At 69.8% G+C, this 24,334-nt stretch carries 20 protein-coding genes; 15 read left to right on the forward strand and 5 right to left on the reverse strand.

From position 1 onward, the window contains the following. The 5 genes from QH470_RS29975 to QH470_RS29995 form a co-directional block, all read left to right on the forward strand. A partial coding sequence (locus tag QH470_RS29975) for a DUF58 domain-containing protein (protein ID WP_483243954.1) occupies window positions 1–555 on the forward strand: 555 nt, incomplete at its 5' end. Then, window positions 552–1,553, forward strand: a complete 1,002-nt coding sequence (locus QH470_RS29980) for a VWA domain-containing protein (RefSeq protein WP_280275728.1) — start codon at window positions 552–554, stop codon at window positions 1,551–1,553. The genes QH470_RS29975 and QH470_RS29980, both read left to right, overlap by 4 nt. A gap of 261 nt (window positions 1,554–1,814) precedes the next feature. Beyond that, window positions 1,815–2,534 carry a 3-oxoacyl-ACP reductase FabG1 gene (gene fabG1, locus QH470_RS29985; RefSeq protein ID WP_280275729.1) on the forward strand — a complete coding sequence of 240 codons (720 nt, stop codon included), beginning with the start codon at window positions 1,815–1,817 and terminating at the stop codon, window positions 2,532–2,534. 55 nt (window positions 2,535–2,589) lie between these two features. Then, on the forward strand, window positions 2,590–3,426 hold the full coding sequence (gene inhA, locus QH470_RS29990; protein ID WP_280275730.1) for an NADH-dependent enoyl-ACP reductase InhA: 837 nt from the start codon (window positions 2,590–2,592) through the stop codon (window positions 3,424–3,426). A 50-nt stretch (window positions 3,427–3,476) separates the two neighbouring features. Next, complete coding sequence (locus QH470_RS29995) at window positions 3,477–4,523, forward strand: ferrochelatase (RefSeq protein ID WP_280275731.1); 1,047 nt, start codon at window positions 3,477–3,479, stop codon at window positions 4,521–4,523. Window positions 4,524–4,565: 42 nt separating this feature from the next. On the opposite strand, the gene QH470_RS30000 is transcribed toward QH470_RS29995, so the two are convergent. Further along, on the reverse strand, window positions 4,566–5,420 hold the full coding sequence (locus tag QH470_RS30000) for an alpha/beta fold hydrolase (protein WP_280275732.1): 855 nt from the start codon (window positions 5,418–5,420) through the stop codon (window positions 4,566–4,568). Between the two features lie 282 nt (window positions 5,421–5,702). Next, window positions 5,703–6,449: a S1 family peptidase gene (locus tag QH470_RS30005; RefSeq protein ID WP_280275733.1), complete on the reverse strand. Its 747-nt coding sequence runs from the start codon at window positions 6,447–6,449 to the stop codon at window positions 5,703–5,705. A 95-nt stretch (window positions 6,450–6,544) separates the two neighbouring features. On the opposite strand from QH470_RS30005, the gene QH470_RS30010 reads away from it, so the two are divergent. From QH470_RS30010 to QH470_RS30020, 3 genes are all read left to right on the forward strand, one after another. Continuing rightward, window positions 6,545–7,036 carry a pyridoxamine 5'-phosphate oxidase family protein gene (locus tag QH470_RS30010; RefSeq protein ID WP_280275734.1) on the forward strand — a complete coding sequence of 164 codons (492 nt, stop codon included), beginning with the start codon at window positions 6,545–6,547 and terminating at the stop codon, window positions 7,034–7,036. A gap of 347 nt (window positions 7,037–7,383) precedes the next feature. Next, on the forward strand, window positions 7,384–7,803 hold the full coding sequence (locus tag QH470_RS30015; RefSeq protein ID WP_280275735.1) for a response regulator: 420 nt from the start codon (window positions 7,384–7,386) through the stop codon (window positions 7,801–7,803). Between the two features lie 43 nt (window positions 7,804–7,846). Further along, window positions 7,847–12,199: a HAMP domain-containing protein gene (locus tag QH470_RS30020; RefSeq protein WP_280275736.1), complete on the forward strand. Its 4,353-nt coding sequence runs from the start codon at window positions 7,847–7,849 to the stop codon at window positions 12,197–12,199. A gap of 3 nt (window positions 12,200–12,202) precedes the next feature. On the opposite strand, the gene QH470_RS30025 is transcribed toward QH470_RS30020, so the two are convergent. Further along, window positions 12,203–13,015 (reverse strand): hypothetical protein, encoded by an 813-nt coding sequence (locus QH470_RS30025; RefSeq protein ID WP_280275737.1) that lies wholly within the window; start codon window positions 13,013–13,015, stop codon window positions 12,203–12,205. Between the two features lie 144 nt (window positions 13,016–13,159). On the opposite strand from QH470_RS30025, the gene QH470_RS30030 reads away from it, so the two are divergent. The 3 genes from QH470_RS30030 (at window position 13,160) to QH470_RS30040 (ending at window position 15,722) form a co-directional block, all read left to right on the forward strand. Beyond that, window positions 13,160–13,897, forward strand: a complete 738-nt coding sequence (locus QH470_RS30030; RefSeq protein WP_280275738.1) for a helix-turn-helix transcriptional regulator — start codon at window positions 13,160–13,162, stop codon at window positions 13,895–13,897. 73 nt (window positions 13,898–13,970) lie between these two features. Next, entirely contained in the window at window positions 13,971–14,345 is a 375-nt protein-coding gene (locus QH470_RS30035) for a VOC family protein (protein WP_280275739.1), read from the forward strand. Window positions 14,346–14,837: 492 nt separating this feature from the next. Further along, the gene (locus QH470_RS30040) at window positions 14,838–15,722 is read left to right on the forward strand and encodes a LysR family transcriptional regulator (RefSeq protein ID WP_280275740.1); all 885 of its coding nucleotides are present in this window, start codon (window positions 14,838–14,840) and stop codon (window positions 15,720–15,722) included. On the opposite strand, the gene QH470_RS30045 is transcribed toward QH470_RS30040, so the two are convergent. After that, complete coding sequence (locus QH470_RS30045) at window positions 15,713–17,110, reverse strand: amidase (RefSeq protein WP_280275741.1); 1,398 nt, start codon at window positions 17,108–17,110, stop codon at window positions 15,713–15,715. The two genes, QH470_RS30040 and QH470_RS30045, sit on opposite strands and share 10 nt — an antisense overlap. 290 nt (window positions 17,111–17,400) lie before the next feature. Here QH470_RS30045 and QH470_RS30050 point away from each other — a divergent pair, with 290 nt between their 5' ends. From QH470_RS30050 to QH470_RS30065, 4 genes are read left to right on the forward strand one after another with little or no spacing between them, the layout of a single operon-like run. Beyond that, window positions 17,401–19,818 carry a serine/threonine-protein kinase gene (locus QH470_RS30050; protein ID WP_280275742.1) on the forward strand — a complete coding sequence of 806 codons (2,418 nt, stop codon included), beginning with the start codon at window positions 17,401–17,403 and terminating at the stop codon, window positions 19,816–19,818. Window positions 19,819–19,861: 43 nt separating this feature from the next. Continuing rightward, entirely contained in the window at window positions 19,862–22,045 is a 2,184-nt protein-coding gene (locus QH470_RS30055) for a serine/threonine-protein kinase (RefSeq protein WP_280275743.1), read from the forward strand. Beyond that, window positions 22,042–22,752: a cyclase family protein gene (locus QH470_RS30060; RefSeq protein ID WP_280275744.1), complete on the forward strand. Its 711-nt coding sequence runs from the start codon at window positions 22,042–22,044 to the stop codon at window positions 22,750–22,752. Before QH470_RS30055 ends, QH470_RS30060 begins: the two co-directional genes overlap by 4 nt. Window positions 22,753–22,803: 51 nt before the next feature. Continuing rightward, window positions 22,804–23,484, forward strand: a complete 681-nt coding sequence (locus QH470_RS30065) for a nucleoside/nucleotide kinase family protein (protein ID WP_280275745.1) — start codon at window positions 22,804–22,806, stop codon at window positions 23,482–23,484. A 26-nt stretch (window positions 23,485–23,510) separates the two neighbouring features. Here QH470_RS30065 and QH470_RS30070 read toward each other — a convergent pair. After that, on the reverse strand, window positions 23,511–24,334 hold an 824-nt coding region (locus QH470_RS30070), incomplete at its 5' end, for a PfkB family carbohydrate kinase (RefSeq protein WP_280275746.1).

The raw sequence follows: 24,334 nt of genomic DNA on the forward strand, positions 1-24,334 counted from the left end.
GGGGGGGCCGCGGCGCCCCCGGGCCCCGGGCGCCCCCGCCGCCGGGGGCGCGGGGGCCGCGCCCCCCCCCCGGCGCGGCGCCCCCCCCCCCCCACCACCCCGCACGCGGCCGACGGCGTGCGCGGCGACCTGCGCGGCGCGATCGAGTCGCTGCGCCGGCCGCAGCGCAAACGTGGTCTGGCCGTAGTGATTTCGGACTTCCTCGGCGACATCGACTGGCAACGGTCGCTGCGCGCCATCTCCGGCCGCCACGATCTGCTCGGGGTGGAGGTGCTGGATCCACTGGATCTGGACCTGCCCGACGTGGGCGACGTGGTGCTGCACGATCCCGAGACCGGCCGCACCCGCGAATTCTCCGTAACCCCCGCGCTGCGTAGCGATTTCGCGCGTGCGGCGCAGCGGCACCGCGGCCAGGTCGAACAGGCGCTGCGCGGGTGCGGCGCTCCGGTGCTGTCCCTGCGCACCGATCGGGATTGGATCGCCGACGTCGTCCGGTTCGTGTCCACCCGGCGCCACACGTTCGGCGCCCCGACCGGACAGGTCCCCCGACAGTGAGCATTTCGCATTTCACGGCCGCCGTCTGGCTGGCCTTCCTGCTGGTCGTCGCCGCCATCGCAGTGCTGTACGTGGTGGTGCAGCGGCGTCGTCAACGTCATCTGCTCCGGTTCGCCAACATGGAGACCCTCGAGCGGGTCGCGCCCAAGCGGCCCAGCGGCTGGCGGCACGTCCCGGTGGCGCTGATCCTGGTCGGGCTGGTGCTGCTGACGATCGCCGCGGCGGGTCCGCAGGCGGCGAAGAAGGTACCCCGCAACCGCGCCACCGTGATGCTGGTGATCGACGTGTCGCTGTCGATGGAGGCGACCGACGTGCCGCCCACGCGACTGCAGGTCGCCCAGAAGGCGGGCAAGGATTTCGTCGACGAACTGCCCAGCGGCATCAATCTCGGGCTGGTGGCCTTCGCCGGCACCGCGTCGGTCCTGGTGTCGCCCACCGCGAACCACGAATCCGCCAAGGCCGCGATCGACAATCTGAAACTGTCCGAACGCACCGCCACCGGCGAGGGCATCTACTCGGCCATGCAGGCGATCGAAACGCTCGGCTCGGTCCTCGGCGGCACCGAATCGCCGCCCCCGGCCCGCATCGTCCTGATGTCCGATGGCAAGCAGACCGTCCCCGCCTTCGAGGACTATGACAATCCGCGCCACGAATATGTCGCGGCCCGGGTGGCAAAAGAGAAGAACATCCCGGTATCGACGATCTCGTTCGGCACCAAGGGCGCGCACATTCAGATCCCCCGCTCCGATGGCACGATGCAGGACGCCCCGGTGGGTGTGGACGACGAAGCGATGCAGGAGATCGCGAGAATCTCCGGCGGGCAGTTCTATCGCGCCGCCACACTGCAACAGCTGACCGACGTCTACGACACGCTGCAGGGGCAGATCGGCTACGAGACGGAAATGGGTGACGCGAGCCGCCCATGGCTGCTGCTGGGCTTGCTGTTCGCCTCGGCGGGAGCGGTGGCAGGTCTGCTGTACCGGCAGCGCCTGCCGTAGCCGAATCACATTGGCGGCGAGCGCATCCCGTCGTTGACGGGTGCCCGCCGCCGATATCGGCCTTATCCGTGGGATCGGGGCGTTGGCCGATATTTTCTTTCGGTCCGGCCGCGATCGAGGGAATTGCCGAATAAGCCCTTGATCTTTGTTCGGCCCGGGAGAGTGAAATGGCACTCTTCCGGGCCGTTTTCTTTGGGTATCCGCACGAGAAACGACCACCCGATCGTGACGGTGGGGCTCGGCGCAGGTAGGTTTACCCCCATGTCGAACTTCACATCCCGGTCGGTGCTGGTGACGGGCGGCAACCGCGGCATCGGTCTCGCGGTCGCCCAGCGGCTCGCCGCCGACGGACACAAGGTCGCTGTCACGCATCGGGGGTCGGGGGTGCCGGACGGGTTGTTCGGCGTGAAATGCGATGTGACCGACAATGATTCGATCGACGAGGCGTTCTCCGAGGTGGAGGCCGCGCAGGGGCCGGTCGAGGTGCTGGTGGCCAATGCCGGCATCGTGGACAACACGCTGCTGATGCGGATGAGCGAGGAGCAGTTCACCCGCGTCATCGACGCCAACCTCACCGGCGCGTGGCGCTGCGCCAAGCGGGCCAACCGCGCGATGCTGCGGGCCCGCTTCGGCCGGATGATCTTCCTCGGCTCGGTCGTCGGCACGATGGGCGTGCCCGGACAGGTGAACTACGCCGCCGCCAAGGCCGGCCTGGTCGGCATGGCACGCGCCATCACTCGCGAGATCGGTTCGCGCAACATCACCGCGAACGTGGTCGCGCCAGGCTTCATCGACACCGACATGACCCGCGACGAGATGACCGATGACATGCGCGAGATCGCGCTCAAGGCGATCCCGGCGGGCCGCATGGGCCAGGTCTCGGACGTCGCGGCCGCCATCAGCTTCCTCGCCTCCGACGAGGCGCAGTACATCAGCGGCGCGATCATCCCGGTCGACGGCGGCCTGGGCATGGGCCACTGAGCCTTTCGATCTCGTTCCCGGCCCCTCAGACCTTGAACAGGAGACCCGACAACTCATGAGCGGATTGCTCGAGGGCAAGACCGTCCTCATCACCGGCATCATCACCGATTCCTCGATCGCCTTCCACGCCGCGAAGGTGGCGCAGGAGCAGGGCGGCAAGGTGATCATCACCGGTATCCCGGAGCGGCTGCGGCTGATCGACCGGATCGCCAAGCGACTGCCGCAGGAGATCGCCCCGGCCATCGGCCTCGATGTCACCAGCGAGGACGACCTGGCCGCGCTGCCGGACAAGGTGCGCGAACTGGCCCCCGAGGGCGTCGACGGCGTGCTGCACTCGATCGCGTTCGCGCCGCGCACCCTGATGGGCCCCGACGCCAAGCCGTTCCTGGACGGCCCGGGCCCCGATGCCGCGAAATCCTTCGAGATCTCGGCGTGGAGCTACGCCTCGCTGGCGCGGGCCGTGCTGCCGGTGATGAACGAGGGCGGCTCGATCGTCGGCATGGATTTCGATCCGCGCACCGCGCTGCCGTACTACAACTGGATGGGCGTGGCCAAGGCCGCGCTGGAATCGGTGAACCGGTATGTGGCGCGAGAAGTGGGGGAGGCCAAGCGCGTTCGCTCGAACCTCATCGCCGCCGGCCCGATCAAGACCCTCGCCGCCAAGGCCATCGCGGGCACCGCCACCGACGACGCCAAGCAGCTGACCATGCTGAACACCTACTGGGACGGCGCCTCGCCGATCGGCTGGGACGTCGACGACCCGACCGTGGTGGCGAAGTCGATCGTCACCCTGCTGTCGGATTGGCTGCCCGGCACCACCGGCTCGATCATCTACGTCGACGGCGGCGCCAGCCACAACACCTGGTTCCCGGAGAACTGGTCGGCCAACTGAACGATTCCGGGCTTTCGGACCGTCGTGGCATCGACGTGAACTGAGGTGGCATGGAATACGACGCATTGCTCGTCCTGTCCTTCGGCGGTCCGGAACGGCCGGAGGACGTACTTCCGTTCCTGGAGAACGTCACCCGGGGCCGCGGCGTGCCGGCGGAGCGGCTCGCCGAGGTCGCCGAGCACTACCTGCACTTCGGTGGCGTCTCGCCGATCAACGCCCTCAACCGCGACCTCATCGCGGCGGTCGAGGCCGAATTCGCCCGGACCGGTATCGAATTGCCGATCTACTTCGGCAACCGCAACTGGCATCCGATGGTGGAGGACACCGTCGCCCGGATGCGGGACGACGGAATCGGTTCGGCCCTGGTGTTTCCCACCTCGGCGTGGGGCGGCTACTCCGGATGCCGCCAGTACGACGAGGACATCGCGCGGGCGCGCGCCGCGGCCGGGGAGCGGGCGCCGGAGCTGGTGAAGCTGCGGCAGTACTTCGACCATCCGCTGCTGATCGAGGCGTTCGCCGACGCCATCCGCACGGCGGTGCGCGGCCTGCCGGACGACCGGCGGGACCGGGCGCGCCTGGTCTTCACGGCGCATTCGATCCCGGTGTCGGCCGACGTGGCCGCGGGACCGCCCGCCGACGGCGGTCACCTCTACAGCCGCCAGGTGATCGACGCCGCCCGATTGTGTGCCGCCGCTACGGGTTTCGAGGATTTCGACGTGGTATGGCAGTCCCGCTCCGGCCCGCCGCAGGTGCCGTGGCTGGAACCCGACATCGTCGACCATCTGGAAGCGTTGTCGGCCAAGGGAATCGACGCGGTCGTGGTGTGCCCGGTCGGGTTCGTCTCCGACCACCTCGAGGTGATCTGGGACCTGGACAACGAGGCGCGGGAGAAGGCCGCCGAACTGGGCATGGCCTTCGCCCGCGCGGGCACGCCGGGGCCAGATCCCCGATTCGCCGAGCTGGTCACCGAACTCGTGCGCGAACACCTCGCGGACATCGCGCCCCGCCGCCTCGGCGAGGCGCCCGGCTACGGCTGCACCACCAACGGCGCACCGTGCGCGACCGGTTGCTGCGAACCGGCCCGCCGCCCGGCCTGACGGGGAAAGTGCCACCGCCGGGCGGGATTCGGCGCGAACGGCTCAGCCTGCGAAGAAGGTGCCGATCACTCCGGCGACCCGCTCCGGGGCGCGCTTGTCCAGGCCGAAGTGGTCGAGATCCGGAAACAGATGTCCGGTGCAGCGGGGAATGACGTATTCCAGTGTGGCCCGGTCGATATCGGTCTGCGCGAGGTGGTCCTTGCCGCCCTGGAGGAAGAGGACCTCGGCCTCGATCTCGCGGTAACAGGGGTAGGTGTTGTCGAGGCGGACGATCTCGCGGTGCTCGCGCAGGTTCTCCGCCAGCAGCCCGGTGACCAGTTCGCGCTCCGGCGCCTCCATGACCAGCGGCATCATCCGGCGCATGACCCAGCGCGGGGTGCGGCGAACCGACTCCGGACCGAGCGCGCGCACGAATTCGACGAACGCGTCGAACGGCTTGTGCTGTGCGAGTTTCCGTTCGTACACCGGCATCCAGTCGCTGGGCATCGAGCCGTCGATGGACAGTCCCGGTTCGTACACGGCGACCTTGTGGATGTCGGGACATCCCCGCGCCGCCTCCAGCGCCACCAGCCCGCCGTAACTGTGGCCGACCAACAGTTCGGCGCCCGTTTCCGCACGCAGGGCGAGCAGGTCCGCACGCTCCTTGCCGATGCTGTAGTCCGCGCCCTGCGGTCCGCTGCCGTCGCGGCCGCGGCGCTGCATGACATGCACGGTGAAATGCGCGCCGAGGGCCCGGGCGAAGTCCAGATACCCACTGGCAACCGACAACACGCCGGGGACGACGATCACCGCGGGGCCGTCGCCGACGGTGAGGTAGGCGATGGTGGTGCCATCGGCGGAGACGACAGTCGAGTACGGCGGGTTCGGGTCCGGCGCGGTCATCAGCTTCCTCGTCACTGATCGATGCTCCCCGCGGCCGCACGCATCCCACATCTTCGCGGCCGGAGTGGATGTGGTCAGGGTACGTCCGGAACGGACAGTCCGGGCGGGTTCGGCGACACTTCGCAAATCCGGTCGCCGCGCTCGGGTCTCGACTGCATCGGCCAGTGGCATCCCGGCAGCAAATGCGGTGCGCGGCGGCGGCAGTGTCCGGTCCGGTCGGTTTCCGCGCGCCGGTGACCAAGTCACCCAGGAAGATTCACCGGGCCCGGAATGGTTCGAGCCGGTGCCGCGCCCGGCTCAGAAGTCGAGGGCCGGGACGCGCGCGTAGACGCCGGGATAGCCGGGCTCGGCGCTGCCCTTGCCCCACGAGACGATACCGGCTAACGCGCCGTCGACGAGAAGCGGTCCGCCGCTGTCGAATTGGGCGCTGTCGGCGAGGGCGGAGCCCGCGCACAGGGCTTCACGAGGGTCGAATTCGGCACCGTAGGCGGCGCAGGCGTCGTCGCCGAGCAGCGGGATGCGCGCGCTGTGCAGACGGCTGTTGGACATGTCGTCGTCGGCGGTGATGCCCCAGCCGACCACCTCGGCCGAATCACCGTGCGCGGGGCCGACCGGCAGGGTCGGCAGGGCCACCGGCTGGGCGAGGGTCAGGATCGCGACGTCGTGGTGGAACGCGAGATCGTCACCGAACAGCGACACCCGGAAATCGGGATGTAGCCGAACGTCTTTGATGCCCACGGTGAGTCCGCCCGGACCGGCCATGTCGGTGCGTCCGAAGGTCACCGTCGTGCCGGGCAGGACCTGCGCCAAGGCGCCGCAGTGCCCGGCCGTGACCACGCGGTCGGGCGCGACGAGCGCGCCCGCGCAGTACTGGCCGCCCGCGCGAGTGGCATAGAGCGGTGTGCTGACGGCCGCCAGCCACGGGTATGCCGACGCCTCGGCCCCGGCGCCGCCGACCACGGCGGCGGCCGGCGGCGCGGCGGACAAGCCGAGCGCCAGGAACGCCGCGGCGAGGGCCGCGGTGACGCCGCGGGAGATGTGCATGCGCCGAGTCTGCCGCATGCGGGCCGCCCGGATCCAGTGGGGCCGCGCCGCGCGATCGGATCCGGATTGTCGGTGCCCCGGCCTACCGTGAGGGCATGACCAGCTGGGACGAGTTCACCGCGGCCGCGCCGCGAACCTCCGCGATCTTCCTGCGCCGCCACACCGCGACCGGGAACCTGTGCATGCTGGCGACCACCCGGTCGGACGGCTATCCGCGCATCAGCCCGATGGAACCGAGAATCTTCGAGGGTCGCCTGATCGTCGGCGGCATGCCCGGCACCACCAAATTCCGCGACCTGCACCGCGATCCGCGGTTCTGCCTGCACACCGCCACCGTCGACACCCACGCCACCGACGGCGACGCGAAGCTGTGGGGCGTGGTCCACCATGTGCCCGACGAGCAGCTGCACCAGCGTTTCGCCACCGCCCTGTACGAGCGGACCGGGTTCGACCTGCGCGGCCGCGTCTTCGACCCGTTCTACGTCGCCGACATCACCGGCGCGTCCGCGGTGGAGCTGATCGACGGCCGCATGGAGGTGGTTATCTGGAAGCCGGGAGAGGAGGAACGCGTCGTGCGGAAAGACTGACGTGCCTCGCGGTCCGATGAAAACCGCTGCGGCACTGAGATACTCATCACATCCGTTGCTGTGCCGCCGCTTTCGGGCCGGAGCGGGCGCCGATGGGAAATCGGTGGCGAGGCCGCCTCTCGGCATCGTTCCAGCGACCGATCGCCGACGTACACCGGCCCGGCAACCTGGTCGGATGCGCCGAAGGCGCTGCGCGGGAGTGTCTAGGTACGTGGCGAACCGGAGGACGCCCCACTCCGGGGACCTGTCGTCCTTAGGGTAAAAAGAGACCGCTGGGTGGCGTATGACCTGCGTCTTTCTTCACCAAACCCGCAGCCATCCTCCACAATCGCCCTAGACTTCCCGTCATGCCATCCGATAGGGCGGACGACGCTATCCGGCTGCTGGTGGCGGAGGACCATCCCATGGTCGCCGTGGCACTGGACTCCGCCTTCGAACTCGTCGAGGACATCGAGATCGTCGAACGGACCGGCTCGGTCGCCGACACGATCGCCGCGACCGCCCGCGCTCACCCGAACGTGATCCTGCTCGACCGCCGCCTACGCGACGGCGACGGCATCGAGGCGATCGAGGCTCTGCGCGCCGCGTCGCCCGGAGTCCGCGTGCTGGTGTTCACCGGCTACGCGGACCGGGCCATGGTCGCTCGGGTGGCGGCCGCGGGCGGGGCGGGCCTGATGTTGAAGACCGGTCTCTTCGAGGACCTGCTCGACGTCATCCGGCGGATCGCTGCCGGGCACGACCACTTCGACGCCGACCTCCGGCATTGACCCACTACTCGCAGGTGAAGGCAGGCGACCGATGGTCCAGGACATGGCGACCGCGGAACGGGTGAGCAACAGCGACGAGCGGCTCAAACCACTGCTGAACGGACTGAAAGCCGTGCGCGACGGCGACTTCCGCCGGTCTCTGCCGCAGGTGGGCGACCCGATGCTGGACGAGATCGCGATCGTCTTCAACGGCATGGTCGATCAGCTCTCGCTGTTCACCACCGAGGTCACCCGGGTGGCCCGCGAGGTCGGCACCGACGGCAAACTCGGCGGCCAGGCCTCGGTGCCCGGACTCTCGGGCACGTGGAAGGACCTCACCGATTCGGTGAACGCCATGGCGGACAACCTCACCGCGCAGGTGCGCGACATCGCCGGGGTCGCCACCGCGGTCGCGAAAGGCGATCTGTCGCAGAAGATCACCGTGGACGTCAAGGGTGAGCTGCTGGAGTTGAAGAACACCATCAACACGATGGTCGACCAGCTCTCGGCGTTCGGCGACGAGGTGACCCGGGTGGCGCGCGAGGTGGGCAGCGAGGGCCGACTCGGCGGCCAGGCCCGGGTGCCCGGGGTCTCGGGCACCTGGCGCGATCTCACCGAATCGGTGAACATCATGGCGGGCAACCTCACCGCGCAGGTCCGCTCCATCGCCGAGGTCACCACGGCGGTCGCGAAAGGTGATCTGTCACAGAAGATCACGGTCGACGCCCGCGGCGAGATCCTGGAGTTGAAGAACACCATCAACACCATGGTCGACCAGCTCTCCGCGTTCGCCGACGAGGTCACCCGCGTCGCCCGCGAGGTCGGCACGGAGGGCCGCCTCGGCGGCCAGGCCCAGGTGCTGGGTGTCTCGGGCACCTGGAAGGGCCTCACCGAATCGGTGAATTTCATGGCGGCCAACCTGACCGACCAGGTCCGCTCCATCGCCCAGGTCTCCTCGGCGGTGGCGAAAGGCGATCTGTCACAGAAGATCACGGTCGAGGCCAAGGGCGAGATCCAGGAGCTGAAGAACACCATCAACACGATGGTCGACACGCTGTCGTCGTTCGCCGACGAGGTGACCAGGGTGGCGCGCGAGGTCGGCACCGAGGGCCGCCTCGGCGGGCAGGCCGACGTGAAAGGCGTGTCGGGTACGTGGAAGGGTCTCACCGAGTCGGTGAACGTGATGGCCGACAACCTGACCGATCAGGTCCGCTCCATCGCGCAGGTGACCACCGCCGTCGCCCGCGGAGACCTGTCGCAGAAGATCCGCGTCGACGCCCGCGGCGAGATCCTCGAACTCAAGGAGACCATCAACACGATGGTCGACACGCTCTCCTCGTTCGCCGACGAGGTCACCCGCGTCGCCCGGGAGGTCGGCACCAAGGGCCGCCTGGGCGGGCAGGCCGATGTGAAGGGTGTGTCGGGTACGTGGAAGGGTCTCACCGAGTCGGTGAACGTGATGGCCGACAACCTCACCGACCAGGTCCGCTCCATCGCGCAGGTGGCGACCGCGGTCGCGAAAGGTGATCTGTCGCAGAAGATCACGGTCGAGGCCAAGGGCGAGGTGGCCGCGCTCGCGCAGACCATCAACACCATGGTCGACACCCTCTCGGCATTCGCCGACGAGGTCACGCGCGTGGCGCGCGAGGTCGGCACCGAGGGCATGCTCGGCGGCCAGGCCCGCGTGCCCAATGTCGCCGGAACCTGGAAAAGCCTGACCGACAACGTCAATTCGATGGCGGGCAACCTCACCAGCCAGGTGCGTTCCATCGCCCAGGTCACCACCGCGGTGGCGCGGGGCGACCTGTCGCAGAAGATCGACGTCGACGCGCGCGGTGAGATACTCGAACTCAAGACCACCATCAACACCATGGTCGACACGCTGTCCTCGTTCGCGGCCGAGGTGACCCGCGTGGCCCGCGAGGTCGGCAAGGAGGGCCAGCTCGGGGGCCAGGCCGAGGTCGAGGGCGTGTCCGGCACCTGGAAACGGCTGACCGAGAACGTCAACGAGCTGGCGGGCAATCTGACCCGGCAGGTGCGCGCCATCGCCGAGGTGACCAGCGCGGTAGCCACCGGCGACCTGACCCGCTCCATCTCGGTCGAGGCGAACGGCGAAGTGGCCGAACTGAAGAACAACATCAACGCGATGGTGCAGTCGCTGCGCGAGACCACCCGCACCAACGAGGAACAGGCCTGGCTCAACACCAACCTGGCCCGCATCTCCGGCCGGCTGCAGGGTCATCGCGATCTCAGCGCCGTCGCGCAGCTGATCATGAATCAGGTCACCCCGCTGGTCGGCGCGCAGTACAGCGCGTTCTTCTTCATGGAGGGCGACGGTGACCGCGGGCGGCTGCGGCTCATCGCCGGTTACGGGCGCAATGAGGACGGGACCGTCTTCGAACTGGGGCAGTCCCTGGTCGGTCAGGTCGCGAAGACGAAGAAGGCGATCGTGGTGGAGGCCACGCCGCTGGACTACGTGCGAATCTCCTCCGGTCTCGGGGCCGGGCGCCCGGCCAGCCTGATCGTGCTGCCGATCGTGTTCGAGGACCAGGTACTCGGCGTGATCGAGCTGGCCACCTTCGGCCGCTTCACCGCCGTGCAGCGCGACTTCCTGGAACAGCTGATGGAGAGCATCGGCGTCAACGTCAACACCATCATGGCCAACGCGCGCACCGACTCCCTGCTCGAGGAGTCGCAGCGGCTGGCCGGTCAGCTGCAGCAGTCCAACGCCGAACTCGAGGAGAAGGCCGAGCTGCTGGTCCGGCAGAACCGCGACATCGAGATGAAGAACTTCGAGATCGAGCAGGCCCGCCAGGAGATCGAGGAACGCGCCCAGCAGCTGGCGCTGGCGTCGAAGTACAAGTCGGAATTCCTCGCCAACATGTCGCACGAACTGCGCACGCCGCTGACCAGCCTGCTCATCCTGGCCGGGGTGCTGGCGCAGAACGCGTCGGAGAACCTGACCGCCAAACAGGTCGAATTCGCCCGGGTGATCCAGTCCGCGGGCAAGGACCTGCAACAGCTGATCGACGACATCCTCGATCTGTCCAAGGTCGAGGCGGGCAAGATGGACGTCCGCACCGAGCTGATCCCGCTGCGTCAGCTGCTCGGCTACGTGCAGACCACATTCCGGCCGCTGACCAGTCAGAAGGGGCTCACGTTCGAGATCGACGTGGCGCCGGAGGTGCCCACCCACCTCGACACCGACGAGCAGCGGCTGCGTCAGGTGCTGCGCAATCTGCTGTCCAACGCGGTCAAGTTCACCGAGCAGGGGGAGATCCGGCTGCGCGTGTCGCGGTACGACGATCAGGTGGCATTCTCCGTGTGCGACACCGGGATCGGCATCGCGGAGCAGAACCTCGAGACCATCTTCGCCGCCTTCCAGCAGGCCGACGGCACCACCAGCCGCCGCTACGGCGGCACCGGGCTCGGCCTGTCGATCAGTCGTCAGGTGGCCAACCTGCTGGGCGGCGAGATCCGGGCCGAGAGCCGGCTCGGCGTCGGCAGCACCTTCACGCTGTTCCTGCCGATCCGGCCGCAGCTCGAGGCGCCGTCGGAGTCGAAGGCCCGGCCCAAGGCGGTGACGCGCGCGGTGCTGGTGCTGGAGGATCCCGCCGAGCGGTCGCTGACCCGGCTGGTGTCGGGCGTGGTGGACGAACTCGCCGATACCACGGGTCCGCTGCACATCGAGTCGGTCGGGACGGCGGTCCGCGCGCTCGAGCTGGTCTCGGGATGTCAGTACGTGCTGGTCGACGCGAGCCGCACGGGAGTGTTCACGTCGGAATTCCTGGATCAGCTGCGCGGCCGGGTCGCGCCGGGCAGCATTCCGATGTTGGCGTATCCGGCGCGGGCGCTGACTGCCGAACAACAGCGGCTGGCCGAGATCACCGCCCGCAACCACGGTTTCGAGCTGCTCGGTGCGGCAGAGGAGTTCCGGGAGCGATTCATTCTGCTGCTGACCCAGCCGCATCCGTCGGGTATCGAGACGCCGCCGCGGCGCACCGGGTACCCGCGGCTGCAGGGCCGCCGGGTGCTGCTGGTCGACGACGACGCCCGCAACGTGCTCGCCATCGCGGGCATTCTGGAACTCAACGGCATGTCGGTGGAGCACGCGCCGAACGGGCGCAAGGGCATCGAGGCGCTGCGCGACCACCCCGACGTGGACGTGATCCTGATGGACGTGATGATGCCGGAGATGGACGGCTACGCCACCACGACGACCATTCGCACGATGCCGCACTTCGACCGGCTGCCGATCATCATGGTGACGGCCAAGGCGATGGCGGGGGACCGGGAGAAGAGTCTGGCTTCCGGCGCGAGCGACTACATCACCAAACCGGTCGACCCGGACGAACTGCTGGACTGCATCGATCGCTGGCTCGGCGAAAACACCCGCGAAAGCCCCGAACCGGTGTGAGCCTCAGCGGCTACCGGCGGCCGCGTGCACGGCGGTGAGCCGGGCGGCGCGGATCGCGTCCCACAGCGGGCGCAGGAATGTCTCCTGCGCCTGCATGGCGCTGGCCGAGGCCGGGGAGGAGGCCGGGGCCTGCTGCGCGACGGTGAGGATCGCGGCGACATGGTCGGCGGTGTCGAGGATCCGCCGGGCCCGCAGCGGCGCCGAATCCGGATAAACGTGCCGGGAGTAGTCGGCGAGTTCCGCCTCGACCAGCTCGCGCGGATCCATATCGTCGGTGCCGACGGTGGTGGTCTGCAACTTCATCAGGGCGTCCGCGGCGTCGCGGACCGCCTGCCGCATCGCGTATTCCGCCTCGCCGAGGGCCATGTCCGGCACCGGGTTCGGGACCGGCGTGTGGAAGACGGTCCACTGCAGCGTGTCCTCGGCAGTCCACTGCGGGACCAGTCCGACACCCTCCGCGCCGGGCACGCCGACGATCAGGCCCTCCTCGGCTTCCATTGCCGCCGTGGCGAACTCGGTGCCCGGCGGGACGCCGCGGAGATCGCCGGGGACGGGCAGCACCAACCGCAGGTGCGCCCCGGGCGCGTCGAGCGCCTCGCGGATCACCTTGAGCAGCATCATGATTCCGGTCCCGGCCGCGAGCGGCTCGGCGGTCGGCCAGGGCAATCCGGTCCGGCCGCCGGTGATCGGGTCACCGGCCGCCACGCCGTGGCGCGGCGCCCAGGCCCGCAGCGCGTCCAGCACGTCGTCGGGCGCGCTCTGACCGGCCAGCCACGAACCGGCCCATACCGTCAGCGTCGCACTGGGAGAACACATGTTTCGAGCATAACTGGGCAATAGCCTGCCGACCCGCCGACGTGGGCATTCCCGCGGAGATGGGCGCGTTCGCGCGGGCGCGGGCCGGTGGTTGTCGGTGCGCGTCGCTATCCTGCGCGCAGCCGAGGTGAGCGGAGAGGGTCCATGAACCGGACGGATCGACTGTACGCGCTGGTCGAGGAGCTGCGTGCGGTGGCGCCGCGGCGGCGCAGCGCGCGGGAGCTGGCGGCACGGTACGAGGTCAGTGTGCGCACGATCGAACGCGATATCGCGGCGCTGCAGCAGTCCGGCGTGCCGATCCTCGCCGACGTCGGCCGCACCGGCGGGTACGCGCTCGACAAGCGGATGTCGTTGCCGCCGTTGAACTTCTCGCCGGCCGAGGTGGTCGCGCTCGGCGTGGCCCTGCAGCGCATGCGCGGCACGCCCTTCGACGCCGCGGGCCAGGCCGCGCTGGCCAAGATCCTCGCGGCATTGTCGGACGAATCGGCCGGTGCCGCACGGGAACTCGCGGCGCAGGTGCGGGTCGTGGAGCCCCCGGACGAACCGCCCAGTGCCCCGTTCGCCGCGCTGGTCCAGCTGGCGCTGCAACGCCGCCGGCTGATCGAGATGTCCTATGTCGACCGGTTCGGCGCGGTGTCGGACCGCGCGGTCGAGCCGTCGGCGCTGATGTGCGGCGGCGAGGGGTGGTATCTGGTCGGGTGGTGCCGGCTGCGGGAGGAGACACGGGTGTTCCGGCTGGATCGGATCCGGGCCGCCGACCTGACGGAGTTCCTCACCGTGGTGCGGCCGTCGCGCGAGTACTGCGATGTGCCGCCCGGCCGGATCGTGCGAACCGTGAGTCTGGAGCGACCGGCCGCGATTCCGGCGAAAACACCGACATAGGGTTGTCGCGGGGGTGCTCGATGCTGAGTGGGCGCGACCGTCCGGCCGCGCCCGACCAGAGGAGAGATATCGCATGACATCCGCTTTCGGCACCGTGGCCTGGTTCCAGGTGGGCAGCGCGGACCCCGCTGCGGCCCAACGGTTCTACGGGACCCTGTTCGGCTGGACCTTCGGCGCCGATCCCGGCAGCGGCGAGGGCTACGACCTGATCCGCTACGCGAACACCGAGGTCCCCAGCGGCGGCATCGCCCACCTCGACGAGTCCGACACGCCACACGCCATATTCTGCGTGCTGGTCCAGGACGTCGCCGCCACCTGCGACCAGGCCGTCACTCTCGGTGCGAAGATCCTGGTCCCGTCCGTGACCACACCCGACGGCCTGACCTTCGCCCACCTCCTCGACACCGACGCCAACCGCTTCATGGTCTTCACCCCGGCCCCGGCCTGACGCCCCGGGGGGGGGGCGACCCCGGGGCCCCCCCCCGCGGCCCCCCCCCCCCCCCCCCAACCCCCCCCCCCCCGCGCCGCAAACCTTGCGGGTGGGCGTCATGCCAGGGGTTTACCGGCTTGCTGATCTAGGTGTGCGGGTCGGCTGCGGGGAGTCTTTGTGTCAATGTGACTAATATCACTTGTTTGACGTCTTGGCTGGTTGGGGTGGTCGGGGGGTTGTTGCTGGCTGGGGTGGCTTCATGGCGTCGGGGTGTCGCTCATGTGACATGACACGAACGTGGCTTGTGTTACGGCTGGTCGGCTGACCTGATGGGTCTCGGAATCGGTTGAAAATTGGATTGCCTGGTGGTTCGCGGAGGCGGATGTGCGTACGTTTTCCCTAGGCAATATGCTGTCCGTAACAAACTCAATGGCTGTTTCTGTGCCTCTTTTTAGACTTTGAGGTTTGATCCAGCTGGATTTTCAAGACCGATTCTGATAGCAAGGGGCTATGGACCCGCATTTGCGCGACTTGCGGTACTTCGTTGCCGTCGCTGAGGAACTGCACTTCACCAACGCCGCTCAGCGGCTGCACATCGCTCAACCCACCCTCTCGCGGCAGATTCGCCAGCTCGAACGCCAGCTCGACGTGGTGCTGTTCGACCGGAATCAGCGCAGTGTCGCGCTGACCGTGGCGGGTAAGGAGCTGCTCGAGGGCGCGCGCAAGATTCTCGAACTTTGGGAAGTCACCAACGTCGCCCTGCAGGAGGCGGGCGAGGTGCTGCGCGTCGGAATACAGAGTTCGATCGGGCGCGGCCTGATCGCCGATCTGGAGAGTGCCAGCGGCCATCGGCTCGCGCTGCACTCGGCGTCGTGGACCGACCCGTCCAGCGGCCTGGCCGGGCGGCAGGCGGACCTGGCGCTGATGTGGCTGCCCGTACCCGACTCGGGCCGCTACCGTTGGCAGGTGCTGCGCACCGAGCCGCGCTGGGTGCTGCTGCCGGAGAACCACCCGCTGGCCGACCGGGAGACCATCGAGTTCACCGATCTGGCCGACGAGCCGTTCATCGCGATGCCGCAGGAGGCGGGCTCGGCCCGCGACTTCTGGCTCGGCAACGACGCCCGCGGCGGCAAGCAGCCCAAGATCGGCGGCGAGGCCGCGACGGCCGAGGAGCGGCTGGAGGCGGTGAGCCTCGGGCTGGGTGTGTGCCTGCTGGCGGAGAACAACGTGCCGATGTACCGGTGGCCCGGGCTGACCGCGCGGCCGGTCACCGGCTTGCCGCCGTGCGAGCTGGCGGTGGCGTGGCGGGCCGACGACGATCGGCCGACGATCCTCGATTTCGCCAACCGTGTCATGGCCGGCGGGTTCGGAACTCCCGAGCAAGCTCAGGGCTGACCGGCGACCCGCCGCCACGGCCGCGCGGATTCGAGCTGGGCGGCCAGCCGCAGCAGTGTCGACTCGCTGCCCGGCGGGCCGGCCAGCTGCGCGGCGACCGGGGTGCCGGTGCGCGGATGGGTGCCCATCGGCACGCTGAGCGCGGGCCAGCCCACCAGGTTCCACAGCGGCGTGAACGGCGCGAACCGCGCGTTCGCCCAGACGTTGAGGAGCCAGCCGCGGCGGTGCCATTCGAGCGCGCGGGGCGGTGGTGTCGCGAGGGTTGGGGTGATCACGACATCGTGGTTATCGAAGAAGTCCAGCAGCCGCGCCTCGATGCGGTCGATCTGTCCCGGGCGCACCAGGCCGCAGCGCAGCACCGCCCGGCCCAGCGCGACGTGACGGTGGGTGCGTTGCTGTAGTCGCTCGGGATGTGGGACCGTGGCGGCCTCGCGCCCGGCATTGGCCACCCAGCGCAGGGCCAGCGCGGTGGCCGCGCCGGCGTAGGGCAGCGCGGTTTCCGACACGGTGTGCCCGGCCGTCGCGGCGGTCCGCGCGGCCGTGCGCGCCGCCCCCGCCCACTGCCGGTCCACGCGTAGCAGCGGCGACGGCGCACCGACGGCCAGGCCGATCCGCAGTGGCGCCGGGGTGTCGAGATCGGCCAGTGCGGGGCGGTCGGCCAGCACCGACAGCACCAGCGCGGCATCGGCGACGGTGGTCGCCAGCACGCCGTTCTCGGTCATGCCGTCCCAGGAGTCCAAACCGACCTCGGCGGGCACCACGCCGCGGCCCGGCTTGATGCCGACCGCGCCGCAGCAGGCGGCCGGAATGCGCACCGACCCCAGGCCGTCGTTCCCGTGTGCGACCGGCACCAGCCCGGCGCCCACCGCGGCGCCCGAGCCGCCCGACGAACCGCCCGCGCTGTAGTGAATGTTCCACGGGGAGCGCGTGATTCGCTCCGGAGTGTCGGTGACGCCCCACAGCCCGAACTCGGGCATCTCGGTCAGGCCGACGACCACCGCGCCCGCCGCGCGCAGCCGCCGCACCACCGGGTGATCGGTCGTGGCCGGACGGTCGTCCCCGGCGCGGGAACCACCCCTGGTCACCTCACCGGTGACGTCGATGTTGTTCTTCACCGCGATCGGCACACCGGCCAGCGGCAGCGAGTCGAGATCGGCGCGGTCGGCCAGCGCTTGTGCTTCCGCCCGCGCCCGCGCTTCGCGAACGATACTGAAAGCGTTGACTTTCGGATTTCCGTCGCGAATGCGGTCGAGGGCGGACTCCAGAATCTGCTCGGGGCGCACGACGCCGTCGCGCACCGCGGCCGCGATGGCGGTGGCCGTGCTGGGATCCGGTGCGGCTCCCGGCTCCTGCGGGGAGGTCGCGTCGGTCGTCTCGTTCGCACCCACCGGTACCTCCTGAGGGGCCCCGGTGCCGGCTTTCGGTGTCTGCTGGGAGGAATCCGCTGATGAGATGCCGTCGGCTAGGGCCGTGCCCTCGTTCTGCATGCTGCTTGCCCCCGTCGCGTCGTGGTCGAAATGGGGTGGTTGCGTGTTGACGCGCAAATTATCATTTCGGGCAACGCTCGGGGATGATGGTCTCGGGTGTGGCGGATTCTATCCGTCCCGCCGCCGACCGACCAGTGCGGAATCCGGTTCCGCGGCTGGTACGACAGGGTCCGGTATCGATGGGTGCGGATATGGTTTTCAGTTCCGACTCCGGCGGCGGTTTCGGGCGTCCAACGGCCGGAATCGAATTCGGCGCTGTGACGGCGTTCGCGAGTGCGTGGGAGGCCGGTGCCCGGCCGCCCGAGATCGCCGACTACCTGCCCGACGCCCGGACTTTACGGCTGGACGCATTGGTCGAGTTGATCCGCATCGACATGCGGTACCGATGGCTGTCCCGGTCGCCCGGCGCCCCGACGCCGGGCAAGCGGCTGCGCGAGTACTGCTCGGAGTTTCCGGAACTGGCGCCGGAGGGCATTCCGGCGCACCTGGTGTACGAGGAGTTCGTGATCCGCCGCCACAGCGGTGAGCGGGTGGATCCGCGCGACTGCCTGCGCGAGTATCCGGACCAGGCGGGGCAATTGCGCGAGTTGCTCAATGCCGACGACGAGGATCACAGCACCCGCCGCGCCGCGGACCTCGACGCGACCGTCCGGCCGCCGGACGAATCGGGAACCTGGGCGGGCGAACAGACCCGCACCACCACCGGGCTGATCGCCGAGTCCGGCGGCTCGGCAGCGCGCGCCGACGCCTTGAGCCGCATCGAGATCGGCCAGCGGATCGATGATTTCGAGTTGCTGACCGCGCTGGGCAGCGGCGCCTTCGCGCGGGTGTTCCTGGCCCGGCAGCGCAGCCTGCAGCGGCTGGTGGCGGTGAAGATCTCCGCCGACCGCGGCACCGAGCCGCAGACCCTCGCCCAGCTGGACCACGACTACATCGTGCGGGTCTTCGATCAACGGCTGCTCGAGGAATTCGATCCGGGCGCGGGCGCCGACCCGCGGGCGCGCCGGTTGCGGTTGCTGTACATGCAGTTCCTGCCCGGCGGCACGCTGCTCGGCGTGCTGCGCTGGGTCCGGGCCACGCCGCCGGCGCAGCGCAGCGGACAGCTGCTGCTGGACGCGGTCGACGCGGCGATGGAGGAGAAGGGCGAGATCCGCCCCACCGACTCCAGCGTGCGTGCCGAGCTGGCCGCGCTGTCGTGGCCGGAGACGGTGGCGTGGCTGGGCCGGCGGCTGGCCGAGGCGCTGTCCTATGCCGACGCCCACGGCGTGCTGCATCGCGACGTGAAACCGGCCAATGTGCTGTTGACCGCCGAGGCGGTCCCGAAGCTGGCCGACTTCAACATCAGCTTCAGCCGCACCCTGGCCGGTACCAGCCCGGTCGCGTACTTCGGTGGGTCGCTGTCGTACATGTCGCCGGAACAGCTGGAGGCCTGTCATCCGGGCTATGGGCGCTCCGCCGACGACCTCGACACCCGCGCCGACATCTACTCCCTGGGTGTGGTGCTGTGGGAACTACTCACCGGCGCAAAGCCTTTCGACGATGCCACGGCGGGCGAGGACGGCGACGTCACCACCCTGGGCCAGATGCTGGATCGCCGCCGGGCGGGCGTGGATCCGGCTGCGCTGGAGCAGATCCCGTCCGATTGCCCGGCCGCGCTGCGCCGCGTGCTGCTGTCGTGTCTCGCCCCGGAACGCGAAAAGCGCTGGGCCAGTGGGAAGGAACTGGCGCAGCAATTGCAGCTGTGCCTGGACGAGCGGGCCCGGGATCTGGTGGATCCGCCGCCGGGCAGCTGGCGGCTCCGGTTGCGGGCGTGGCGGGCGCCGCTGGCGGTGCTGGCCATCGGCATCCCGAACGCCTTCGCCTCGCTGTACAACATCGAACACAATCAGTCGCTGATCGTGGATCGGCTCAGCCAGCCTTCGCAGCACACGTTTCTGCTGGTGACCGCCATTGTGAACGCGGTGTTCTTTCCGGCGGGCTCGGCGGCCCTGGTGTATCTGTCGCGGCGGCTGATCACGGTGCCGCGCGGCTTGGCCAAGGGCCGGGAGTACGACCCGCGGGAGTTGGCACGGGCGCGGGCGGACGCGCTGTTACTCGGGGATCGTGCGGTGGTGGTGGCGTTTTCGCTGTGGGGGTTGGCCGCGCTCACCTTTCCGATTGCCCTGCGGCTGGCCACGGGCGAGGTCGGAATACGGGCGGTGGTCCACTTCCTGTCCTCGGTGCTGGTGTGCGGGGCGATGGCGGTGGCGTATCCGTTCTTCCTCGTGACGTTCTACATGGTGCGCTGCATCTATCCGATGTTCCTGCGGCACGGCGATGTCAGCGCCGTCGATGCCCGGCGGCTACGGCTGCTGGGGCGCCGGGCCACCAGGTATCTGGCGGTGGCGGCGTCGGTGCCGCTGCTGGCGGTCGCCGGGGTCACGTTCCTGCCGCCGGGCGACATTCCCAGTGTGGTGGTGGCGGTCCGGGTGCTGTGCGTGGGCGCGATCATCGCGTTCGTGGTGTCGTACGTGCTGTTCCGGGCGCTCGAGGCGGACCTGCGGGCGCTGGAGCGGGTGGTGGATCCGGTTGCGGCGCAGCACGATCACGAGATCGAGGAGCGCGAGTGAGGGGGCGTCGCATCGCGCCTCCGGGGCGCGGCGAGGGATCACGGTGAGTGAGGGGCCGGACGCCGCGGTCGCCCGGTTCGCCGCCGACTGGCAGGCCGCGGTGCGTGACGCGGGTACCGACCCGCCGCCACTGGCCCGCTACGTTCCGGAGGGTCCTGTCCTACGCACCGCCGTGCTGGCCGACCTGGTGCGCATCGATCTGCGCCAGCGCTGGCGGCGGACCCGCGAGGGCAAGCGAATGGCGGACTACGGCAAGGAGTTTCCCGAACTCACCACCAGCCCGCGCTTCCTGGAACTGGTGTGCGAGGAGTACGCGCTACGCACCCGATATCACCGCACGAGCGTCGCGGACTTCCTCGGCGACTACCCCGAGTTGGCCGCCGAACTCGCCCCGTTACTCGGCGCGGACGGCAACGGCGGAGGTGCGGTTGTTGATTCGGAGGGGGCGTGGTCCGGTGGGGAGCTGGATGTCGAGGTTCGCCCGGGGCGGCGGCTGGACGACTTCGATCTCATCACGCTGATCGGGGGGACCGCGCGGGCGAAAGTATTTCTGGCTCGGCAGCATTCGATGCAGCGCTTGGTCGCGGTGCGGGTCGCTGCGGTCGGCGGGCAGGACTCGCGGACCGTAGCGCAGCTGGACCATCCGTATATCGTGCGGCTGTTCGACCAGCGGGTGGTCGACCGGGACGCGGGGGAGCCGCTGCGGCTGGAGTACATGCAGTATCTGCCCGGCGGCAGTGTCGCGGATCTGTTGCGGCTGCGGCGATCCGAGGCCGGGCTCGGCGGCGGGGCGCTGCTGTTGCGGTCGGTGGACGCGGTCATGGCGGCGCGCGGGGAGATCCGGCCCACCGACTCGACCGTGCGTGCCGAGATCGCGGCGCTGTCGTGGCCGGAGACGGTGGCGTGGGTGGGCCGTCGGCTGGCCGCGGCATTGGATTACGCCGGCTACCGCGGTGTGGCGCATCGCGATATCAAGCCGGAGAACGTCCTGTTCACCGCGGAAGGCATTCCGAAGCTGGCCGATTTCCGTGCCGATGCGCCGGAAACGGCGGCGGCCGAGCATGATTCGGTCATGTACCGGGCTCCGGAGCAACGGGACGGATCGACCGGCGTGGCCGCTCTCGACAGCCGTGCCGACATCTACGCGCTGGGCGTGCTGCTGTGGGAACTACTCACGGGCAGTGTGCCTTTCGAGGAGAAGCCCGGAGCCGGCGACGAACCCGCCACCGATGACCGGGAATCGCAGCTCCCACCCGACACCCCGGCCACCCTCCGTCGAACGCTGCTGCGCTGTCTGGACCCGGACCCGCGACGGCGCTGGCGCTCCGGGTCCGACCTGGCCGGACAACTGGAACTGTGCCTGGACGCCCGAGCACGCGACCTGGTGGACCCGCCGCCGACGAGCCTGCGCTACCGGGCGCGCGCCTGGTGGTTCCCGATCACCACGGCCTGCGTCGGACTGCCGAACGTGCTGGCCAGCTTCTACAACATCCGGCTCAACGACAGCCTCGTCATCGACCGGCTGGCCGCGGCGGACCAGGGCCGTTACGCCACGGTCGGATTGATCAACAACCTCATCACGTTCCCGCTGGCGGCCTTGCTGATGGTGTTGCTGAGCAGGCGCGCGATGCTCATGTCGCATCGCTTGCGGCGCCGGGCAGAAGCGGACCCCGGCCCCGGTGACGCCGCGCGCGAGGTCGACGCGCGAGAGCTGGCGGTGGCGCGGCGGCAGGTGCTGTCGCTCGGTGACCGGCTGGTGTGGGTGCCGTTCGGCATGTGGCTGCTGGCCGGAATCGCCTGGCCGGTGGCGGTGATGGCGATCGGCGTGACACTGCCCGCCCGCAACTTCGCGCACTTCTACACCGCGCAGGTGGTCTGTGCCGCGATCGCGCTCGCCTACCCGTTCTTCCTGGTCACGATGTACGCCGTGCGCTCGGTGTATCCGCAGCTGCTGGTCGCGGGCGCGGTGGGACCGGAGGACGGGCGGCAGCTGTGGGCGCTGGCCCGGCGCGCCAATTTCTACCTCGCCGCGGCGGCGTCGGTGCCGTTGCTCGGCGTCGCCAGCGCCACCCTGGTTCCCGGCGACCAGCTGTGGCAGGTGATCGGGCCGGTGCGCGTGCTGAGCGTCGGTGGCATCCTGGCATTCGTGCTGACCTACCGAATGTTTCGGCTGCTGGAACGGGACCTGCGCGCACTGGGGCGGGTCATTCCGCGGAGTGCGGGGTGACGGTGCCGTTCGCGCGCATCGTGAGCCTGTCGCATGTGCACGATCCGGCGACGACGCCGCTGTATCCCGGCGACCCGGCCTTCACCGCCGAGACCGTGGCCACCATCGAGCACGACGGGTACTTCCTGCGCCGGATCGTTCAGGCCGAACACACCGGAACCCATTGGGGCGCACCGATTCACTTCGATCCGGCCGGCGCCGCCGCGGACCAGCTCGACCCCGAGGACCTGCTGCTGCCGGCCGTGCGCATCGATGTTCGCGAGAAGTGTTCCGGCAACCGCGATTACGCGATCACGGTGGCGGATCTCCGCGACTGGGAGGAGCGGCACGGGGCGATCCCGCCGGGCGCCGCGGTGATCGCCTGGACCGGCTGGGACGGCTTGTGGGGCACTCCCGATTTCCTCGGCGTGGGCGAATCCGAGGGTCGCCAACCGGGTTTCGCGCCGTCGGCCGTGCACTGGCTGATCGACACCGGACGGCTCGGGCGCCGGGGCGCCCTCGGCATCGACACCTTCGGCCCGGACCTCGGCGCCGACGACTCCTACACGGTCTCGAAGCTGCTGTACCGGCGGCACCGGATCAGTCTCGAATGCCTCGCCAACCTCGCCGACCTGCCCGAGAGCGGCGCCTGGGTGCTGGCGGGCGGCGCGATCCACCGGGGCGGGTCCGGCTCGCCCGCGGGCGTGTATGCCCTGATCCCGCGCTGACCCGTCGTCGTTCCGGGTCCCGCGGCGCACGGGCGCGGGTAGGGTCGGCGAATGGTCGGACGAGGCGAGATATCGCTGGAGGAACTGGCGGCGCGAATCTTGGAACGGGCCGATGGGCGCGACGGGCGGTTCGTACTCGGTATCGCCGGTCCGCCCGGAGCGGGCAAATCCACCCTGGCCGTGGCCTTGCGTGACACCCTCGACGACCGCTGCGGCGCGGCGGTCGCCGAGGTGGCGCCGATGGACGGTTTCCACCTGACCAATGCCGAACTCCGCGCGGCGGGCGCGCTGGCCCGCAAGGGCGAGCCGGACACCTTCGATGTCTCCGCATACCTGGACCGCCTGCGCAAACTGCGGGAAGCGCCGGTGGGACAGCCGGTTTCGTGGCCGGCCTACGACCGGTCGCGGCACGAGCCCGTCGCGGACGGCGTGCTGTTCGACCGGCAGCGCATCGCGATCACCGAGGGCAACTACCTGCTGCTCGGCGCGGCCGGATCGCCCGGATGGTCCGAGGTGCGGCAGTATCTCGACGCGGCCTGGTATCTCGACGCGCCACCCGAGCTGCTGCGAAAGCGCCTGCTGCGTCGCCATATTCGCGGCGGCAAGACCGCGGAGTTCGCGCAGGCGAAGGTGGCGCGCAGCGATCTGCTGAACGCTGAGCTGGTCGCCGCGACCCGCGACCGCGCGGAGCTGGTGCTGCGCGCGAGCGGGCGGCACTATCTCGTGCTCTGATCCGGTCGTGGGTGCTGCCGCATCCATTACCGGGTGCCGAGATAGGCGCACGACTCGGTCGCGACGGCCGCCGCGGCGCGCAGTGCGTCCGTAAACGACTGTCCCGCAGCGTAATAGTGGCAGAATGCGCCGTGGAGAATATCCCCCGCGCCGAGAGTGTCGACCGCCGGTGTCCGCGGGACGACTATTTCACCCGTGACCGGCTCGGCTTCCGAGTACCGGATCGGCTTGTCGCCCTGGGTGATCGCGACCTGATGTACGCCGCGAGCGTGGAGGTCGTCGAAGACTTCGGCCGGGGTGCCGGAGATCCCCGGCGGAGTGAAGGCGGACGAGCAGATCGCGATGTCCACCAGGGGCAGCAGTTCGGCGTGGACGGGCCGCCAGCGACCGGCGTCCAGTACCACGGTGACCCCGGTTTCCCGTGCGGCGGTGGCGAATCCGAGGGCCAGGTCCGGATAGTGCCCGTCCACCAGCACGACGACGGCGTCGCGCAACGGCCCGAGCCTGCCGCGGTCGAACGGTGCGGAGATCCGCGAACCGTCCAGCGACACGATGGTGCGGGTCCCGGATTCGGTCGCTACCACGATGGAGGACACCGGCGGCCGCTCGGCGCTGTCCGGCGTGACATCCACCGGCGCGACCCCGTACCTGTCGAGGTCGCGCCGGATCGTCTGTGCCAGTTGATGTTCCCCGAGCGCGGTGATCAGCGCCGGACTGCGCCCGGACAGGAACGCGTAGGCCACCGCCGCGTTCGCCGCCGGGCCGCGGGGGGGGGGGGGGGGGGGGGGGGGGGGGGGGGGGGGGGGGGGGGGGGGGCGGGGGGCGCGGCCGCCGGCGGCGGGGGAGGCGG

The organism is Nocardia wallacei (genome assembly GCF_029868745.1).
Classification (GTDB): Bacteria; Actinomycetota; Actinomycetes; order Mycobacteriales; family Mycobacteriaceae; genus Nocardia; species Nocardia wallacei_B.

Bases quoted from the DNA above. Each gene is read 5' to 3' on its own strand.
- fabG1 (WP_280275729.1), top strand. From the start codon at position 1,815: ATGTCGAACTTCACATCCCGGTCGGTGCTGGTGACGGGCGGCAACCGC.
- inhA (WP_280275730.1), top strand. From the start codon at position 2,590: ATGAGCGGATTGCTCGAGGGCAAGACCGTCCTCATCACCGGCATCATC.
- QH470_RS29995 (WP_280275731.1), top strand. From the start codon at position 3,477: ATGGAATACGACGCATTGCTCGTCCTGTCCTTCGGCGGTCCGGAACGG.
- QH470_RS30005 (WP_280275733.1), bottom strand. From the start codon at position 6,449: ATGCACATCTCCCGCGGCGTCACCGCGGCCCTCGCCGCGGCGTTCCTG.
- QH470_RS30010 (WP_280275734.1), top strand. From the start codon at position 6,545: ATGACCAGCTGGGACGAGTTCACCGCGGCCGCGCCGCGAACCTCCGCG.
- QH470_RS30015 (WP_280275735.1), top strand. From the start codon at position 7,384: ATGCCATCCGATAGGGCGGACGACGCTATCCGGCTGCTGGTGGCGGAG.
- QH470_RS30020 (WP_280275736.1), top strand. From the start codon at position 7,847: ATGGCGACCGCGGAACGGGTGAGCAACAGCGACGAGCGGCTCAAACCA.
- QH470_RS30025 (WP_280275737.1), bottom strand. From the start codon at position 13,015: ATGTGTTCTCCCAGTGCGACGCTGACGGTATGGGCCGGTTCGTGGCTG.
- QH470_RS30030 (WP_280275738.1), top strand. From the start codon at position 13,160: ATGAACCGGACGGATCGACTGTACGCGCTGGTCGAGGAGCTGCGTGCG.
- QH470_RS30035 (WP_280275739.1), top strand. From the start codon at position 13,971: ATGACATCCGCTTTCGGCACCGTGGCCTGGTTCCAGGTGGGCAGCGCG.
- QH470_RS30040 (WP_280275740.1), top strand. From the start codon at position 14,838: ATGGACCCGCATTTGCGCGACTTGCGGTACTTCGTTGCCGTCGCTGAG.
- QH470_RS30050 (WP_280275742.1), top strand. From the start codon at position 17,401: ATGGTTTTCAGTTCCGACTCCGGCGGCGGTTTCGGGCGTCCAACGGCC.
- QH470_RS30065 (WP_280275745.1), top strand. From the start codon at position 22,804: ATGGTCGGACGAGGCGAGATATCGCTGGAGGAACTGGCGGCGCGAATC.